The sequence below is a fragment of the Halobacteriovorax sp. RT-2-3 genome, from assembly GCF_047085075.1.
Lineage (GTDB): Bacteria > Bdellovibrionota > Bacteriovoracia > Bacteriovoracales > Bacteriovoracaceae > Halobacteriovorax_A.
Genome location: NZ_JBKIYF010000001.1, coordinates 582,642 through 600,236, shown reverse-complemented (window position 1 = coordinate 600,236; position 17,595 = coordinate 582,642). Strand labels below are relative to the sequence as shown.

Annotated in this window: 7 protein-coding genes; 5 read left to right on the top strand and 2 right to left on the bottom strand. The window is 38.0% G+C overall.

The window, feature by feature from the left end; translation table 11 throughout:
* Positions 1–23 precede the first annotated feature (23 nt).
* The 4 genes from ACMAYX_RS02730 (at position 24) to ACMAYX_RS02715 (ending at position 7,780) form a co-directional block, all read left to right on the top strand.
* Entirely contained in the window at positions 24–5,300 is a 5,277-nt protein-coding gene (locus ACMAYX_RS02730) for a hypothetical protein (protein ID WP_412471517.1), read from the top strand.
* Positions 5,301–5,344: 44 nt separating this feature from the next.
* Positions 5,345–6,316, top strand: a complete 972-nt coding sequence (locus ACMAYX_RS02725; RefSeq protein ID WP_103217449.1) for a hypothetical protein — start codon at positions 5,345–5,347, stop codon at positions 6,314–6,316.
* A gap of 44 nt (positions 6,317–6,360) precedes the next feature.
* The gene (locus ACMAYX_RS02720) at positions 6,361–6,825 is read left to right on the top strand and encodes a cyclic nucleotide-binding domain-containing protein (protein ID WP_103217448.1); all 465 of its coding nucleotides are present in this window, start codon (positions 6,361–6,363) and stop codon (positions 6,823–6,825) included.
* A gap of 340 nt (positions 6,826–7,165) precedes the next feature.
* Positions 7,166–7,780: a transposase gene (locus ACMAYX_RS02715; RefSeq protein ID WP_412471516.1), complete on the top strand. Its 615-nt coding sequence runs from the start codon at positions 7,166–7,168 to the stop codon at positions 7,778–7,780.
* A 16-nt stretch (positions 7,781–7,796) separates the two neighbouring features.
* Here the strand turns inward: ACMAYX_RS02715 and ACMAYX_RS02710 are convergent, their stop codons facing one another.
* On the bottom strand, positions 7,797–9,038 hold the full coding sequence (locus ACMAYX_RS02710) for a CinA family nicotinamide mononucleotide deamidase-related protein (protein WP_412470706.1): 1,242 nt from the start codon (positions 9,036–9,038) through the stop codon (positions 7,797–7,799).
* A gap of 90 nt (positions 9,039–9,128) precedes the next feature.
* Between ACMAYX_RS02710 and ACMAYX_RS02705 the strand changes: the two genes are divergently transcribed.
* Complete coding sequence (locus ACMAYX_RS02705) at positions 9,129–10,679, top strand: NAD(P)/FAD-dependent oxidoreductase (protein WP_412471515.1); 1,551 nt, start codon at positions 9,129–9,131, stop codon at positions 10,677–10,679.
* On the opposite strand, the gene ACMAYX_RS02700 is transcribed toward ACMAYX_RS02705, so the two are convergent.
* Positions 10,676–17,500, bottom strand: a complete 6,825-nt coding sequence (locus ACMAYX_RS02700; protein ID WP_412471514.1) for a tandem-95 repeat protein — start codon at positions 17,498–17,500, stop codon at positions 10,676–10,678. The two genes, ACMAYX_RS02705 and ACMAYX_RS02700, sit on opposite strands and share 4 nt — an antisense overlap.
* Between the last annotated feature and the right edge of the window lie 95 nt (positions 17,501–17,595).

Here is a 17,595-nt window from a genome sequence, read left to right as displayed (position 1 = left end):
AATAGCTGTTCGAGGGTAGGATTATGAAAAGAGAAGAAAGAAAAGACGACGGGTCAATCTGGAGTTCATACTCAGATATGTTTACAACCGTTGCGGTTGTATTCCTAGTTATGTTCGTTTTCGCCATGATTAAAGTTGGTGTTAAATCTTTGCAGCAAGCGCAGGAAAAGAAGAAACACGAAGAACAACTTGAAGGAATGGTTTCCAAAGAGCAAAAAATCAAAGAAATGAAGGCCAAGAATGAGATTGAGCAATCAATCACTGAGGTTACTGATTATAAGAACGTGATCAATCAAAAAATGGTCGAGCTTTCTAAGTTTGTTGAGAAACTTGAAAAGAATAAAAAGATCATGGAAGAAATGGTTGAGAACCAAACAAAGAAAGAGTCAATTGTTGAAAAAGTTGGACAACAACTTGATAAAGAAAAGTATAAGTCAAAAAAGATCTCTCGTGAAAATACTGAATTAAAGAAAGAAATCAACGAAAAAGCAAAAGAAATGAAGAAGCGTCTTGAAGAAATTCGTAAGAATCAAGATGATCTACGTTCTAAAGAGGCCCAACTTGATAAGCTATCAAAAATGATGGAGCGTCAAAAGAAGGAAGAAAAAGAGCTTGAGAAGAAAATTCAGCAAATCGTTAAAGAGATGAAGCAGAAGTCTCAAGAGAATGAAAAGCTTTCTAAGAATCTTGAGCAAACAAAAGAGAAGATTAAAGAGCAAGAAGAAGAGCAAAAGAGAATTAAAACTGTTTTAGAGTTCAAAGAAAAATCATTAGTTGATCTTGAAGAACAAATTAAAGAACGCGACTCGATGCTTGCAAAAGCAAAAGATAAGAATAATATTCTTTACTCAAAAGTTGGTGAGTTAGATAAGAAAAAGAAACAAGTTGAAGAGCAGAAGAAGAAAATCGAAGAAACTCTTTCAAGTGTAGAGCAAGTTAAAACTCAACAAGAAAAGAAACTTAAAGAGCTTGAACAAGAAATTACTAAGCAAACTGAAGATATTAAGAAGATTACTCAAGTTAAGTCAAAGCTTGAAACAAAGCTAGAAGTTGAACAAAAGAAAGTTCAGGAGCAACAAGCTGAAAACAAACTTGTTAATAATGAGATTGTAAAAGTAAGATCAAAACTAGCAAATACTCTTCAAAAAGTAACAGAAGATACAAAGAAAATTCAAGAGCTTCAACAAGTTAAGCGCAAAAATGAAGAAGCAATTGCTAAGGCCAATCGTGAGATTGAAGGGCGTATTATTGCCCAAGAAAAGCTAGAGAAAGAAATTGTTGAACAGAAAAAGCAACAGCAACAAGAAGTTCAAAAGCTTAATCAAGATCACACGCTTAAGGTTGATAACCTAAATAAGAAGTATGCAAATATCATCTCAACAAAAGAGCATGAAATTAAAACTCTTAATGCTGATCACCAGAATAAGGTTGCGGACTTAACAAAGTCTTATGAGCAACAAAAACAGCAACAAAAAGCAGGTTATGAGAAACAAGTTGCTGATATGAATAGAAAGTTTCAATCAGAACTTGATACAAAGGATAAGCAACTTGCGGGTCAGAAAAAAGACTCTCAAGAGACGATTGCTCGTCTAAACTCGGATCACCAGAAAAAAGTTGCTGACCTTACAAAGACTTATGAAAAGCAGCAGCAAAACACTAAAATGGGTTATGAAACTCAGATTGCTAATCTTAATAAGAAATATCAAGGTGAACTTGATGTTAAGGAAAAACAATTAGCAGGTCAAAAGAAAGAGTCGCAAGAGACGATTGCAAAGCTAAATTCTGATCATGCAAAGACTGTTAATGACTTAACTAAATCTTATGAAAAGAAGCAACAAGATACGCAAATGGGTTATGAAACTCAAATTGCAAATCTTAATAAGAAACATCAATCAGAGCTTACATCTAAACAACAACAGTTAGATGGTCAGATTAAACAATCAAAAGATACGATTGCTAAGCTTAATTCTGATCACGCTAAAAAAGTAGATACGATTACTAAGTCGTATGAAAAGAAGCAACAAGATACAAAAATGGGTTACGAAACCCAGATCGCTAACCTAAATAAGAAATACCAATCAGAGCTTACTTCTAAAGATCAACAATTAGCAGGACAAAAGAAACAGTCGCAAGAGACAATTGCAAAGCTTAATGCAGATCACGCAAAGAAAGTTACAGATATAACGAAAGCTTATGAGAAGAAAGAACAAGATACGAAAATGGGTTATGAGACTCAAATCGCAAATCTTAATAAGAAGTACCAATCAGAGCTTGATACTAAAGAAGCTCAACTTGCTGGTACAATCAAGAAATCACAAGAGACAATTGCGAAGCTTAACTCGGATCATGCTAAGAAGGTTGATGACTTAACAAAGTCTCACCAGAAGCAACAACAAGACACAAAAATGGGTTATGAGTCTCAGATTGCAAATCTTAATAAAAAGCATCAGTCAGAACTTGATACTAAAGAAGCTCAACTTGCTGGAACAATCAAGAAGTCACAAGAGACAATTGCAAAGCTTAACTCAGATCATGCTAAGAAAATTACTGATCTAGAGAAAATGCATAAGAAATCTGAAGCCAAACAAAAAGCTGGATATGAGTCTAAAATTGCTGATTTAAACAAGAAGTTCCAATCGGAGCTGGAGTCAAAAGAAAAGCAATTAGCAGGTGTTAAAAAAGATGCGCAGTCACAGATTGCAAAGCTTAACGCTGATCACAAACGTGAACTTACTGATCTTACAAAACAATTTGAAAAAAGTAAGTCAGATCAGAAGCTTGCATATGACAATCAAATTAAAGATCTAAAAGGTAAGCATGCGCAAGCGATGGATTCACTTACAGCACAAAAAGATTCTCAAATCAAAAAACTTAATGCTGATGTTGCCGCTCGTGATGGAAAAATCGCAGGTCTTAACGATGATGTTAATGGACTTAAATCAAACCTTGCTCGTTCTCAGCAGAACAATCAAGGATTAAAAGGTGATATCAAAAACCTTCAATCAAAACTTGCACAAGGGGACGCTAAGAATAAGGGGCTTGCTGGTGAAGTTGATCGTCTTAAGGCGATGGTTGGTAAACTTGAAGGTGATAATAAATCTCTTATGGCACAAAATGGTGGACTTAAAGATGCTCTAGGGCAGGCCGAGGGTCAACTTAAGGGAATGTCTGAAGAGAATGGTGGACTTAAGAAAGCACTAGGACAAGCTCAAGGTAAACTTGCTGGTATGGCAGAAGAAAACGGAGGGCTTAAGAAAGCTCTTGGTGAGGCCAAAGGTAAGATGAAAGGAATGGGCGAACAAATTGGTGGCCTTAAGAAAGCACTTGGCCAAGCTGAAGGTAAGCTTGCTGGTATGTCTGAGGAAAATGGAGGGCTTAAGAAAGCTCTAGGTCAGGCAAAAGGTAAGATGAAAGGTATGGGTGAAGAAATCGGTGGACTTAAGAAGGCCCTTGGACAAGCTCAAGGTAAGCTTGCTGGTATGGGTAAGGAAATCGGTGGTCTTAAAGAAGCACTTGGACAGGCCAAAGGTAAGATGGCCGGTATGGGTAAAGAGATCGGTGGACTTAAAGACGCTCTTGGAAAAGCTAAGGGTGAGCTTGCTGGTCTTGGTAAAGAAAACGGTGGTTTAAAAGAGGCCCTAGGTCAAGCTAAAGGTAAGATGGCCGGTATGGGTAAAGAGATCGGTGGACTTAAAGACGCTCTTGGAAAAGCTAAGGGTGAGCTTGCTGGTCTTGGAAAAGAGAACGGTGGCCTAAAAGAAGCTCTTGGCCAGGCACAAGGAAAACTTGCTGGTATGGGTAAAGAGATCGGTGGACTTAAAGACGCTCTTGGAAAAGCTAAGGGTGAGCTTGCTGGTCTTGGTAAAGAAAACGGTGGTCTAAAAGAAGCTCTTGGCCAGGCACAAGGAAAACTTGCTGGTATGGGGAAAGAGATCGGTGGACTTAAAGAAGCTCTTGGAAAAGCTAAGGGAGAACTTGCTGGTCTTGGTAAAGAGAACGGTGGACTTAAAGACGCTCTTGGAAAAGCCAAGGGGGAACTTGCTGGTCTTGGAAAAGAGAACGGTGGTCTAAAAGAAGCTCTTGGTCAGGCACAAGGAAAACTTGCTGGTATGGGTAAAGAGATCGGTGGTCTAAAAGACGCTCTTGGAAAAGCTAAGGGAGAGCTTGCTGGTCTTGGAAAAGAGAACGGTGGCCTAAAAGAAGCTCTTGGTAAGGCCCAAGGTAAACTTGCAGGTCTTGGAAAAGAGAACGGTGGACTTAAAGAGGCCCTTGGTAAAGCAAAAGGTGAGCTTGCTGGACTTAATAACGAAAATAAAGACTTAAAAGGGAAGGTTGCAGGACTTGGAAAAGAAGTTAGTGATCTACAAAATGCCCTTGCTAATAAGAATGATGAAAATGGAAATCTTGGCCGTAAAATCGCATCTCTTGGTGAAGACCTAAATGCTTGTGAGACTGGTTCAAGTGCGCTTAATAAGAAGGTTACTGAACTTGGTAACGGGCTTGATGGTGCTAACAAGAAACTTAACTCATGTCTTGCTGAAGTTAACGATAAGAAAGACTTCATGAAACAAGTTAAGAAAATTGCGAAGAAAGTTGAAGATCAGAAGAAGAATCTACGTGCAAATATTGCGAGAAACCTAGCTGATAAATTTAGAAATAATAATATTGATGCAGCGGTTGATCCTAAAACTGGTAACGTAACACTTCTAATGGATAAGAACCTACTATTTGAAACTGGTTCTTCAAGACTGAGTGTTCATGCGAAGAAGAAGCTAAAAGATCTAATCCCACTGTACTCAGAAGTTTTATTTGCTGATGATACAGTTAGAGAGCAGCTTGATAGTTTCAACGTAGAAGGTCACGCTTCACCACTATTTGCTGGTAAGGCACTAGATCCTATGATGGCAGAAGCTTATTCGTATAACTATAACTTAAACCTGTCGTCACGACGTGCACTAGCAATTTCTAACTATATCTATAGTGATGGAATGAGCTATCCATATAAGTTCTATATGAGAAATGTGACGAAGTCGATTGGTTATGGTTTCTCAAGACCAGTTCTATTAGATACGGTTATTGAGAGACAACGTGAGTCGATTGCAGCTGAACTTATTGAGCCAAAAGGTTTCATCGTCGAAGAGAGAAAACCTGCAAGCTACGCAGTTCCACTTGCAAACGAAGACATGAAGTGTGGTGACTATAGTTGTAAACAGTCACAACGTGTTGAGCTGAGCTTTACACTTAAAGATGATCCAAAAGCGATGGAGAGGTTATTACAATTGTCTCCAGAACTAAAATAGAATACCAATAGTCGAGGATTGGTAGACCTAACAAAGAGGTACGTATGATTGAGATAGTTTTAGGGTTTTTCGGTACATATCTTATCGAATTTATGATGGGGCTTTTAGTTTGTGCCCTAGTATTCCGCTACTTAGCTTATCGCCACAGTAAGGACGATGATGCTTATTACTCTCGTTTTACTCGCGAGCTTGATGCGGCCATTGATGATGATAAGCAAAAAAATATACCAATTGATGATATCGACTCTTATATGTCGAATCTTCTAGGACGAGTAAATGCGGCCCTTCCTGATAACGCTCTTCGTTTCAGTAATAATGCAAATATTCAAAATCGTCACTATGATGGAAAAGAGGCCATGCAACAACAGCAAAGAGAAATCGATAAAGAGATCGATAGCTCTGAAGGTTCAAGTATTTCGCTTAACCAGTATATTGGTTCTAAGCACGGTCTAATTGCTTCAATTCATGGGGAGAGTTCGGTTTTTAAATCAACAGTTCCTCCTAATTATACAGAGCTTACTGACCGTATCATGAGTGATGATAGAAATTGGACTAAGCTTTACGGACAGATCCCTATTGATGGTGCTTCACGTATGATCGATATTCTTCCAAACCTTTTTATTGTATTTGGGGTTTTCGGGACGTTCATTGGTATTGCCATGGCCCTTCCTGAGATTGCGGCCATTGACTTTAATAATATTGAAAAATCTTCAGATAACCTTACTCGTTTCGTTATCAACGTTGCCTTCTCGATGAAGACATCGATTGCGGGGATTTTCTTTTCTCTAATTTTAACTTTCCTAAACACTCTTTTCCCACTACCGGAAAAGCGTTACAAGATTTTTAAGAAAGTTGAAACTTCAATGCAGAACCTTTGGTATCACCTTCAACGTGGTAATGCTAAGGAGCAGAGTACAATGCAAGGTGTACTAAAAGTTCTTCAAAGTATCGAGAGATACATGCGTGAAGACGCTCCTATTAAGAAAGTTGATTCTGATAAGAAGAATGTAGCTTAATAAAGCTAAGAATTTTAAGCTGACTTTAAATTTGGAGAAGAGAAATGAGTGTTTTATCAATCGTTAAAGGTTGTCCGCTATTCTTTGACCTATATGACAACGAAATTATGACAATATGTGAGCACTGTAAGGTGCTTACGCTAAAACCTGGCGACTATGTTTTTAAACATGGCGATAGTGGTGAGGAGTTGTTCCTTATCTTAAATGGTTCAGCAAAAGTTTTTAATGCTGACGATAAAGAAATTGCTCGTTGTAAAAAGGGAGACCTCTTCGGTGAGATGGTACTTCTTAAAGAAAATAAACGTTATGGAACTGTTCAATCAGATAATTATACAGATGTTCTCGTCATGAACTACTCGGACATATTCGGCCTGTACAAAACCAATCCTCGAATCTTTTCACTCTTGATACTCAATCTATCAAGGTTACTGGCCGGACGTTTACAGGGCGCAGGTAAACGAATTTCAACCCTAATCATGGAAATGGAAGAAATTAAGAAAGCTGCCTAAAGCTAGCGCTGAGATGGGGGGAGGGGCAGTTCACTGAGCTGCCCCCCTTTTTGGTACGCGCCACCTTTTCGAGATTTTAATCACTTAGTTTCTAATTTCTTCTATACTTAACCCTAAACTTTATATTTCGTTGCTTCTAATTAGTATTGATTATTGAATGAATCTTTTTATATTAGTAATTTTAATTCTTGTGAGGTTTTTGACGAAGATTTCTCCTTTTTAATAGATAACTTTCTAGAATCTCGAAAAGGTGGCGCGTACCAAGTTTCGTAATTGAATTAAAAAATAAAATGTTGTCGTTTTTATTTATTTGTCATGTCTGATACGTCAGAACGTTTGAATGCCTAGACCTAAATTAATAAGACAAAATGAGTTTCCTTATCACGTAACATCTCGAACTAATAATAAAGTTCCTTTTCCTCTACCAATGTATCATGTTTGGGATTTAGCTAAGCAGGCATTAATTTATGCTCGGAAAAATGTTAATGTTGAAATAAATTGTTTCGTTTTAATGAATAATCATTATCACTTACTCGTTACAACTCCTAATGAGAATCTTGATAGGTTTATGATGTATTTTAATCTCAAACTCTCAAAGCTAATTAGTCGAAATGCTAGTGTAATAAATCATAAATTCAGTAATCGCTATAAGTGGACCATCGTCTCCAATCAGGACTATTTACAAAATGTATATCGTTATATTTATCAAAATCCTCTTCGAGTAAATATTGTAGAAAGATGTATTGATTATCCATATAGTTCTCTACACTTTACAAGTTTTGAAGCTCGCTTGTTAAACTATAGGCCACACTTTATGTATACAGATGAGGTGTCTTTTTATGAACAAAGGTTTTCAAGTAATTTAACTAATATTATTAGCACTTCTTTAAAAAGGAGTGTTTTTGAAATCCCACTTAGTGTAAGTACTCATGATCGCAAGATGTTGAAATCCTGAAAAGGTGGCGCGTACCTTAAAGGTCGCGTACCTTTGCAAGTAGTAGGATCAAACCTTGCTGACAGAATTTATTTTTCAAACGAGTTCGATCTCCGCGAAACTCATATCTTTGCGCTGATACACCATCTTTTGTGGCAACGCCGATACATACTGTTCCAACAGGTTTGCCAGGAGTCGCACCACCTGGGCCGGCAATTCCAGTATACGAAATTGCAATGTCAACACCTAGGGCCTTGCGAGAACCAGCGGCCATCTCCGTTGCTGTTTCGTTACTAACGGCACCATGATTTTTTAGTGTTTCATTTTTAACGTGAATAATATTTTCTTTTACTGAATTAGCGTAACTTACGACTCCACCTAAAAAGACAGACGATGACCCTGATACATTTGTGATTGTTGAACTGGCCAGTCCACCTGTGCAGCTTTCTGCAAAGCCAATTGTGAGTCCTTTCGCTTTTGCTTCTTCAACAATAACTTCTTCGATTGTACGAAGGCCATAAGTCCAAATATTATTTTTTAACTCTGTTGCTTCAATGATATCTCTAATTCTTTGACGTGATTCTTCATTTTGAAATTGTGGCCTAAGATTAATTGTAATATCAACTCCTGAGACGATTGGAAGTGAGCTAACTTTTCCAAATTCTTCCAAGTCTTCCCAAAGTGTAGGGCAAAGCTTAAAGAAGATTGTCTCTTCTGGAATGCTGTGAGTACGGCACACAAAAAGTTCGTGACCACTTTCAGCTCGGTTTTTTAGAAGTGGCACAATACTATCTCTAACCATCGTTTGGCATTCGCGAGGAACACCCGGTGTACAAAAAATCTCACATTTTCCTAACTTTGCATGAATTCCTGGAGCAAGGCCAGATGGATTATAAATAGGAGAGGTGTCTTTTGGCAGCATATGATAGTTGCTCACTTCACGTGAAAACGTTCTGCCAAATGTTTCGTATTGCCTAATTGCTATCTTTTCTGCTTCGAGGTTTTCAACGAGTTCAACACCTAGTGCATTTGCCACAATGGATTTTGTTAAGTCATCTTTTGTTGGCCCAAGCCCACCTGTGATGATAAGAAAGTCATTCTCAGCGGCCTGTTTCTTAATTTCTTGAGTTACTTGATCAAATTTGTCACCTAGGATTGTGCACTTATTGAAGTCAAAGCCTAGAGGAGCGATCTCTTTTGCAAGTATTTGCAGGTTAAGATCATTAATTTTTGCATTTAGCAGCTCGTCACCAATGATTATTTGGGAAATTTTGGCCATGTTAATCCTTTAATTTGGGCAAGATAGGTTATAATATACGCTGATTATTTTAACACATAACTTTATCATATAGAGAAAGAAAGAGTACGAATGAGTAAAATTACGAATTTTAAATTAGACTACGATCAAGACCTAGAGTTTTATCTAAACAAAAACTTTCCTGGTTTCGCTGATTATCGAATCCATAACAAGGCCCTTGATGCTCGTGGAGCTAATCGCGGTAAAAAACCAATCTATAATTTTAAAGTTGAAATTATTTATCCTGGTGAAGAGTTTGCTGCGTATCGAGAGCAGTTTAACTTTCTTGATAACTTTTCCAAGACACCAATTATTATTGGTGCAGGACCTGCTGGCCTATTTTGTGCACTACGCTTAGCGGAATATGGAATTAAATCGATCATTATCGAAAGAGGAGATCGTGCTCATAATCGTATGAAGCATATTGCTCGTTTTTGGCGATACAATGAATTTGACGATGATAATAATGTTTGTTTTGGTGAAGGTGGAGCGGGACTTTTCTCTGATGGGAAATTAATCACGCGTATTAAGTCACCTTACGTACAATATGTCATGAATCGTTTTGTTGATTTTGGTGCGCCTCCTGAGACGGCCTATGTATCTAACCCGCACTTAGGATCTAATAAGATTCGTGGGCTAATCAAACAAATCACTGATCATCTTAAAGAAAAAGGATGTGAGATTCACTACAATGTGAAGGTGGATGAAATACTTTTTGAGGATGATAAGAAAGTTGCCGGTGTTAAACTGAGTGATGGAAGAATACTTGAGAGTAATAACGTTGTTCTAGCTACAGGTCACTCTGCTAAAGAAATTTATTATCATTTAAAAGAAAAAGAAGTTGCGATGGAGGCCAAGGACTTTGCTGTTGGTGTGCGTATTGAGCATCGCCGCTCGCAAGTTGACTTTCTTCAGTATGGGCGCTTTGTTCAAGAAGATCTAGGTGCCGCTCGCTATAAACTTACATACCACAACAAGAACGTTGATAAAGGAACATACTCTTTTTGTATGTGTCCAGGTGGCTACGTTTTATCTTCTGGAACTGATGCTGATGGGATTGTTGTAAACGGAATGAGTAACTTTGCAAGAAACTCGCCTTGGTCAAACTCTGCACTTGTTGTTTCTGTAAATGCAGGAAAAGATTTTGGTCTTGATGATGTATTAAATGGTCATTATTTTCAACGTGAAATTGAAAAGAAAGCCTATGAAGCTTCGCTTGCTAATGCATCTGGAAAAGAGATTCCATCACAAAGAGTACAAGACTTTCTTGATGGCCGTGTTTCTAAAGATCTTCCAAAGACATCTTGTCCGTCAGGAATCTTTTCACATAACTTAACAACTATTCTTCCAGAGTTTATTGCTCAAGGTCTTCGTGAAGGACTAGAGTCTTTTGATAAGAAAATGAAGGGGTTTGTAAATAATGATGCCCTTTTATTGGCACCGGAGACTCGTACTTCGGCACCTGTAACTATAAAAAGAAGTCGCGCGACTTTTGAATCAGATTCTCATAAAGGTTTATACCCTTGTGGTGAAGGAGCTGGTTATGCAGGTGGTATAACATCTGCTGCCGTTGATGGTGTTAAAGTTGCAATGGCAATGATTCGTAAAGAAAAAAATATCTAAAGAAAATACTCTGCAACTGCAAATAATCCATTTTGAACGACTAAGAAGTGTACAGAATGATTAGTTGGGTTGTAGAGAATTTTTCTCTGTGATGTATAGCAATCAACTTGCGCATCCCAACTTAATTCAGTTTCGATATCATCCGTAAAATTATATTGCCACATTTTATTACTTGCACAGTAATAGTAGTATTCTTTTGAATTATAGCGAACGTGTGTGAAACCATTAGTTGTTCTTGGTAACATCGTGTAGTCAACGATATTTCCGTCACCACCTTTTATCATAACTCGAGCAGAACTTGTTTGCTTAAACATCCAACCAAGAGTTGAGTCATAATGTGAGTTTACCATACCACCATATGTTGGTACACGTGAGCTTGCTAGAGGAGTAGCTGCACTATAGAAATTTCCACGTTCCGTATCTGGCATACCTGCAAAATGAGACTGACGGTAGCTATCATTCATATCGTATAGCTTTATAAATGCATCAGAAGTCGTTGATCCGTTATAACGTGACTTGTGAAGCATAAGCTCGCCATTTGCCACCCCAAGAATTTGCTCATTATACCAGTCAAATTTAATATCTGTTCCGACTAGTCCATCGGATGCAGCATCAAAGTACCAAGTGGCACCACTTCCAATAACTCGAGTATTGGTTAATGTTGTTCTGCTGTAGCGATTTACACCTGAACCAACATCATCAAAAATATCTCCTGTTGTTCGATCAACTGAGAAGCTATAAGATCTCGCTGAATAGCCACCAACAATAGTTTCGATGGTTCCACCAATTGTAAATTCTCTGTATGTTCCTGAAACGTAATCACCGACAACTATTGTATTATCTAGGCCATTATCCTTACCCCAATCAATTTGCCAAGAAGCCGAAATACGAGCTGATAGAGCACTTTCACCATCACCTGAAGAAGAAAATTGACCTGCTAGGGTAACGATATTACCACTGTCATCTAATGTTCTAATTAGCCCGTGATCATTAAAATAGATTTTACCTTGTTGGTTAACAAAGTAACCTTGAAGGTCTATTGGACATGAAGTCGCTGCCGTTCCATCTGCACATGGTGTGCTCGATGTTGAATCAGTACCAAGAACTCTCGTATACGTATTTGTTACATGATCATAGAGCATTAGGTTGCGGCCATGGTTGTAATCAAAATAGATTTTTCCATCAAGGCCTGTTTTGTAAATTGAGCGATAACCTGTATAGATATCATAAGGTGCTGTGGCATTATATGTCGTTGTTGGTGTACCCGATGCGTAGTCTAGTCTAGCGACACGGTAATGCGTATTTCCTGTGACAGGCTTATGAACACTTACATGCATATGCTCAAGAGCCGAGTTTACCGCATTATAGGCGATGGCCATATTCGTCACACTTTTTCCTGACCAACTATAAGTGTCTTCATTGTAGATACCGACACCATCGATTTGGATACGATTGACTATATTTTCGCTTGCATCAAAGTGAAACCAATTGCGATCAGTATTACTTGAAGTACTTCTAAAGTAGAGGTCGCCATTTGGTAGAGGAACTAGAGTACCTAGAAAGCGATGAAAGCTTGCAATGTCGATAGCACTTGGTGCAAAACTTGTTCCTGGATTAGAGTTCGATCCTCCACCTACTAGAGTCGATATTTGCCAAGGAGTCGTATTCATATCAATTCGTCTAATGCTGCCCTTATCGACAATGAGAAGCCCATTGTTGTAGTCAAGAGTAATGGCACTTGCAAAGCCAATTGTGGCATTCTCAATTGATCCGCCATCTCCACTTGGTGTACCTGTTGTTGGTAATAATTCTTTAATAATTCCTGTGGCAGGATCTACCCATAATAGGCCTGCATCAATGTCACGATAGAAAATATCTCCACGATCAGTGACTACCGTTGAGAATAGATCAATCTCATATGTTGAATTTCCATCTTTAAAAATAACAGAACGCCCACTTCCGCCAATACCTTTTTCTGTACTTCCCGCAATGATTCTAAAATTAGATTCATTTAGAGGTGCAGATGTCATAAAGGTTTCACTACCATCGCTATCAAGGGCAACAACTCTGATCTTATAAACAGCGTCCGTAGGAGAAAGTCCTGTAAGTCTGATACAACCTGTTTCTTGGGCCGTAATTGTACAACCACTTCCTTGAATATTTGCAATATTGTCCATAAGAAGCTGGTACTTTTCTTCTGTTCCATCAAGATATGAGTAGTAGATACTGATAGGGTTAGTTGCTAGTCCTTCATTATCGATGGCCTTCCATTTTACATAAATATCGCTATCTTTAGGGGCCTGAAGTTGAGATAAGCTTGCAGGTGAGCTAGGTGTATTTGTATTTGTTGCAATGATATTGAAAATCTCTGGAGGTGTACCAGGCAGATAATTAATTGAATCAGTATCAACACCTACAACTTGTGTATTTGTTGAAATATTTCCTGCCGCATCGGCGGCCCAAGCGTAAACACTATAACTATTTGTAACAAAACCGATTCTCACATATAAATTATCAGCGCTTGTAATCGTTATATTTTGTGCTCTTTTGGCCTCTGGAAGTGTTGTGAAACATTCATCATTGATACTTGATGGTGCAGTTGTATCATCATATTTAAGGCAAATATATGTGATATCTGAAGCAGTATCAGTAGCAACGAGATCGACTTGAATATTATTATTTCCTGTTGTCGTCGCACCACCATTTAATGATATTGAAGAGACAGTAGGAGCGCTCCCATCAATAACAAAATTCTTCTGAACCGTTGTGCTATGTCCGGCCGCATCTGTGAAACTAACTTCAAAGATTGCATTATTGACCTCTGGACCTAAGTTAATATCAGCAGAGTAGCTCTTTGAAATATTCTCACTTGTAACAGCTGTTACCGCTGTCAGATTTTGCCAAGCACTACCGTCGTAAAATCTTAGTGAAAAATTATTTGCAACAGAATCAATATGCTTTTCAGTAAGTGTCCATGTGAATGTTTTTGTTGAATTTTGTCCATACGATGTAAATGAGTCATGCGCAATCTGTGGAGCCGTTGAGTCAATCCAAAAGATATTAGATTCGACTGTATTCGTATTACCCGCTAGGTCACTTAGAGAAACTCTTACTTTAGCATCTTCAATATTTAGGTTTGGAACACTCCATGCTTGAGTGAATGTTGTATTTGTAAGTGGGCCTACACTTGCATTTAGTGATGAAGTGATATTCACCCAATTACTTCCATTCCAATAGTCGATTGTATGAGTTTGGGCCGCAGAAATATTATCCTCAGTTACATCCCAAGAAAGTGTTACGCTATTTGATCCAGCTTGATTCGCTATTGTCGCAATTGAGATCGCTGGGGCCTGTGTATCATAAAAAACAGAGATATCAGTTGATGTCGTTGATACATTACCATTCACATCTTTTGACCATGCCTTAAGTGTGTGTAGACCTTGGTTTGTATTGGCCAGTGTGTATGTAATTGCTGAGGCCGTCGTTGTACAAGACTGCCAAGCACTATCTGCTTCAGTAGGCTGAGTTCCTTCATTTATTAGGACAAAGTTAATATCACTACATGAGCTTACTGTTAGATTATTACTTGTAGAAGAAGTATAAAGGGCCGAGCTTAGTGCTATTGAAGGTGGCGCTGAAGGTGTTTTATCTGAAACTGTAATTGATACCGTTGCAGTACTTAGAGCATCCGTAGTTGAGTCATTTGCAATGAATGTGAATGAATCTGTACCATTGAAATTCACATTAGATGTATATGTACAAGTCAGATCAGTTCCATAACTTCCTGTCGTAATACAATCCGAAAGTACTCCATTTGTAGGGAGAGAGACAATCTTATAAGTTAAGCTATCACCATCCACATCTGTCGCATTCGATAAAGTAATACTAAGTGGAGTGTTGTCATCTGTTGAATAGCTCTGGTTGGCCGCCATCACTGGTGCATCATTGATTGAATTCACATCAATTGTTACTGTTGCAGTATTTGAATCAGCAGTGGCATCACTTGCTTTATAAGTGAATGTCGTTTGGCCATTGAAGTTTGTACTTGGTGTATAAGTACATGATCTTGAACTTCCTTGGTCGCAAACAAGACTTCCGCTAGCAGTCGTTGAAACGATTGTATAGGTAAGAGCATCGTTTTCAATATCTGTAGCTGCATTTAGATCAAAGTTAATTAGTGTGTCTTCATTTGTTAAAACGCTTTGAGTTGCCACTAACACCGGAGCATCATTAACAGCAGTTATATTAATTGTAACTGTTGCCTCTGTTGGTGAGTCAACTAATGTATCGTTTGCTCGATATGTAAATGTGTCAGTACCATTAAAGTTTAAGTTTGGTGTATAATCGCAAGTTATATCTGTTGTATAGCTTCCAGTCGTTAAGCAATTTGAAAGAGTACCATTTGTTGGTCCTGTAATAAGTTTGTACTGGAGAGTCTGTGTAGGCATATCAATGTCAGTAGCATTGTTTAGTGTGAAGCTTACAAGTGTGTCTTCATTAGTTGAAATCGTTTGATCATTACCTATAAGTGGAGCATCGTTTTCCGATGATATTGTGATTGTAGCGGTTGCTATATTTGAATCAAGATTTCCGTCATTTACTTTATATGTGAAAGAATCAACACCATTGAAATTAGATGCGGGCATATACTGGCAATCTCTTGAAATACCACCAGTACAAGTCAAAACACCGTTTGATGTTGTTGAGACGATACTATAAGTGAGTGTGTCGGCATCAATATCACTACCTGTATTTAATGTGAAGGCCACTAGTGTGTCTTCAGCTGTTGCTAGGGACTGTGTTGAACTCAGAGTAGGAGCGTCATTTACTGGAGTTGTATTAATCGTAACGGTTGCTTGCCCAACTGAGTCGTATTGACCGTCATTGACAATATAAGTAAATGTATCGCTACCATTGAAATCTGCATTTGGTGTATATGTACAAGTTAAGTCTGCAGTATAGCTGCCCGTCGTGAAGCAGTTTGAAAGGATACCATTACTTGGTGGTGTGATTAATTTATAACTTAGTTGTGCACTTGAGTTGTCGATATCAGTTGAATCACTTAATGTGAAATTTAAAGCAGTGTCTTCTGTTGCAGTAAAAATTTCATTTGCAGCAATTGTCGGTCTATCATTAACGTTGGCAACATTTATATTTACTGTTGCAATATTAGAATCAAGCTCGGAATCATTGGCCTTATAAGTAAAGCTATCTATGCCAGTGAAATTCAAATTAGGAGTATATGTACAACTCGTAGTCCCTGGATCACAAGTCAGAGTTCCGTTTGTCGGCCGTGACACTATTGAATAAGTTAGCGAGAACGAATCAGGATCAACACCTTCAGTTAGACTAAAATCGAGGCCAGAATCTTCTGTCGTATTAATTGTTTGAGGCGTTGTTAAAGTTGGCGCATCATTAACTTGATTTATGTCGATCTCGTAACTTTTCTCATGGAATGGTAGAGTTGTATCAACGCGATCGTTATCACTTTGTTTTTTTCCAACTTTTAACGTAATAATTGCTTTAGGAAGTGTATTTGATGGAGGAGTGTAATTCCATACGTTTCCTGTTCCACTTGAAACGCCGTCAACAAACCATTCGTAAGCAATTTGATAAGTCGAATCCCAGTGTTCAGCAAGGGCCGAGAATTCAGAAGAAAGGCCTTCATCCATTAATGTTGCGTATAAAATACTCTTTATTTTAGGCTTAGAGCTTTTTAAAATATCTAAGTTTTCACCCTCTGTTAACTCGTTAAAAGTCGACTGTATTTCAGTATCACTTTCAATCTGCGTGTAGGCATCTTCCAAATTAGTAAGATTATCAGCAAGCGTATTTGCTAGGGCCTCTTCTGCTGCTTCTAGTTTCTTAGTAAAGCTTGCATCAGTTGAATAGTTGATACTCGTTGCAGGTAGTTGTGCCAAAATTGTTGTCGCAGCAGTAATATTTTGATTCTTATAGAAACTTGTTACAATCTTTTCTAGCTCAATATCACAGCCTAGTAGTTTGATCTTATAACGAGCAGGAGCAGTCAGGTCTAACTCTAGTTCACTTATATTAAATTCAAATTGAGTCGAAGTTGATATTGTCTCTAGATCAATTGGATTATCTTCTAGAATTGACATCGTTACCGTATCAAATATTGCAACCTTTGGATCCGTACATGTTGTTGCTGCATACGCACTAAATTGTCGTGTAAAGAAAGTCGTATGTGTAATGACTCCATTAAGTGGTGGAACTAGTCCTTGTAGTCTTGGAGTTGGTGGAATATATGGATTCGATTTCGATTTACTAGAAGACGACGAGCTAGAGCTTGCCTTTGTCTCTGTGTCTTCGCTTTGGGCCATCGTAGATACTTGGTTGTAAAAGCTTACTGTACCAGAGTCATTTTCATTTTCTTCTTGTTTGGTTGTATTGTCATAAGATGGACTAGAGTCAAAAGAATTCGAGTCATATGTACCAGTGCTCTTTGATGGAGAGCTTTTAACTGATTCTGAATTAAGCGCTGTATAACCAACAGAAGTATTTGTTTGGTCCTGAGGGCGATTGTTGATGTAAGCGATTTCTGCTTCTTCACTTACATATTCAGGTGTGTTTGGTAATTTTACCTTAGCTGATTCAATATTCTTAATTTGACCTGTATTTGAAACTTTTGAGCTAGTGGATGCTAATGTACGTTTTGAATTCTTTTCTTGATCATTTACGATTTTATTTGTTGATGTCGGGTTGTTTGAGCTAATAAGACCTTCGTCTTTGGAATTCTTATTTGTTAATATTAAGACCAACGTTAATATGACGATGGCCGAAATTTCCTTTAGTCTCAAACTTGTTCCTATCCTGTTTACGTTCCGCTTTATTAGCCAAGTTCTTATCGGTTAATTTACTTACTTTTTTAGTACTTTTTGATCATAGCAGATCA

Excerpts from the sequence above, each read along its gene's own strand:
- ACMAYX_RS02730 (WP_412471517.1), top strand. The coding sequence starts at position 24 with ATGAAAAGAGAAGAAAGAAAAGACGACGGGTCAATCTGGAGTTCATAC.
- ACMAYX_RS02725 (WP_103217449.1), top strand. The coding sequence starts at position 5,345 with ATGATTGAGATAGTTTTAGGGTTTTTCGGTACATATCTTATCGAATTT.
- ACMAYX_RS02720 (WP_103217448.1), top strand. The coding sequence starts at position 6,361 with ATGAGTGTTTTATCAATCGTTAAAGGTTGTCCGCTATTCTTTGACCTA.
- ACMAYX_RS02715 (WP_412471516.1), top strand. The coding sequence starts at position 7,166 with ATGCCTAGACCTAAATTAATAAGACAAAATGAGTTTCCTTATCACGTA.
- ACMAYX_RS02710 (WP_412470706.1), bottom strand. The coding sequence starts at position 9,038 with ATGGCCAAAATTTCCCAAATAATCATTGGTGACGAGCTGCTAAATGCA.
- ACMAYX_RS02705 (WP_412471515.1), top strand. The coding sequence starts at position 9,129 with ATGAGTAAAATTACGAATTTTAAATTAGACTACGATCAAGACCTAGAG.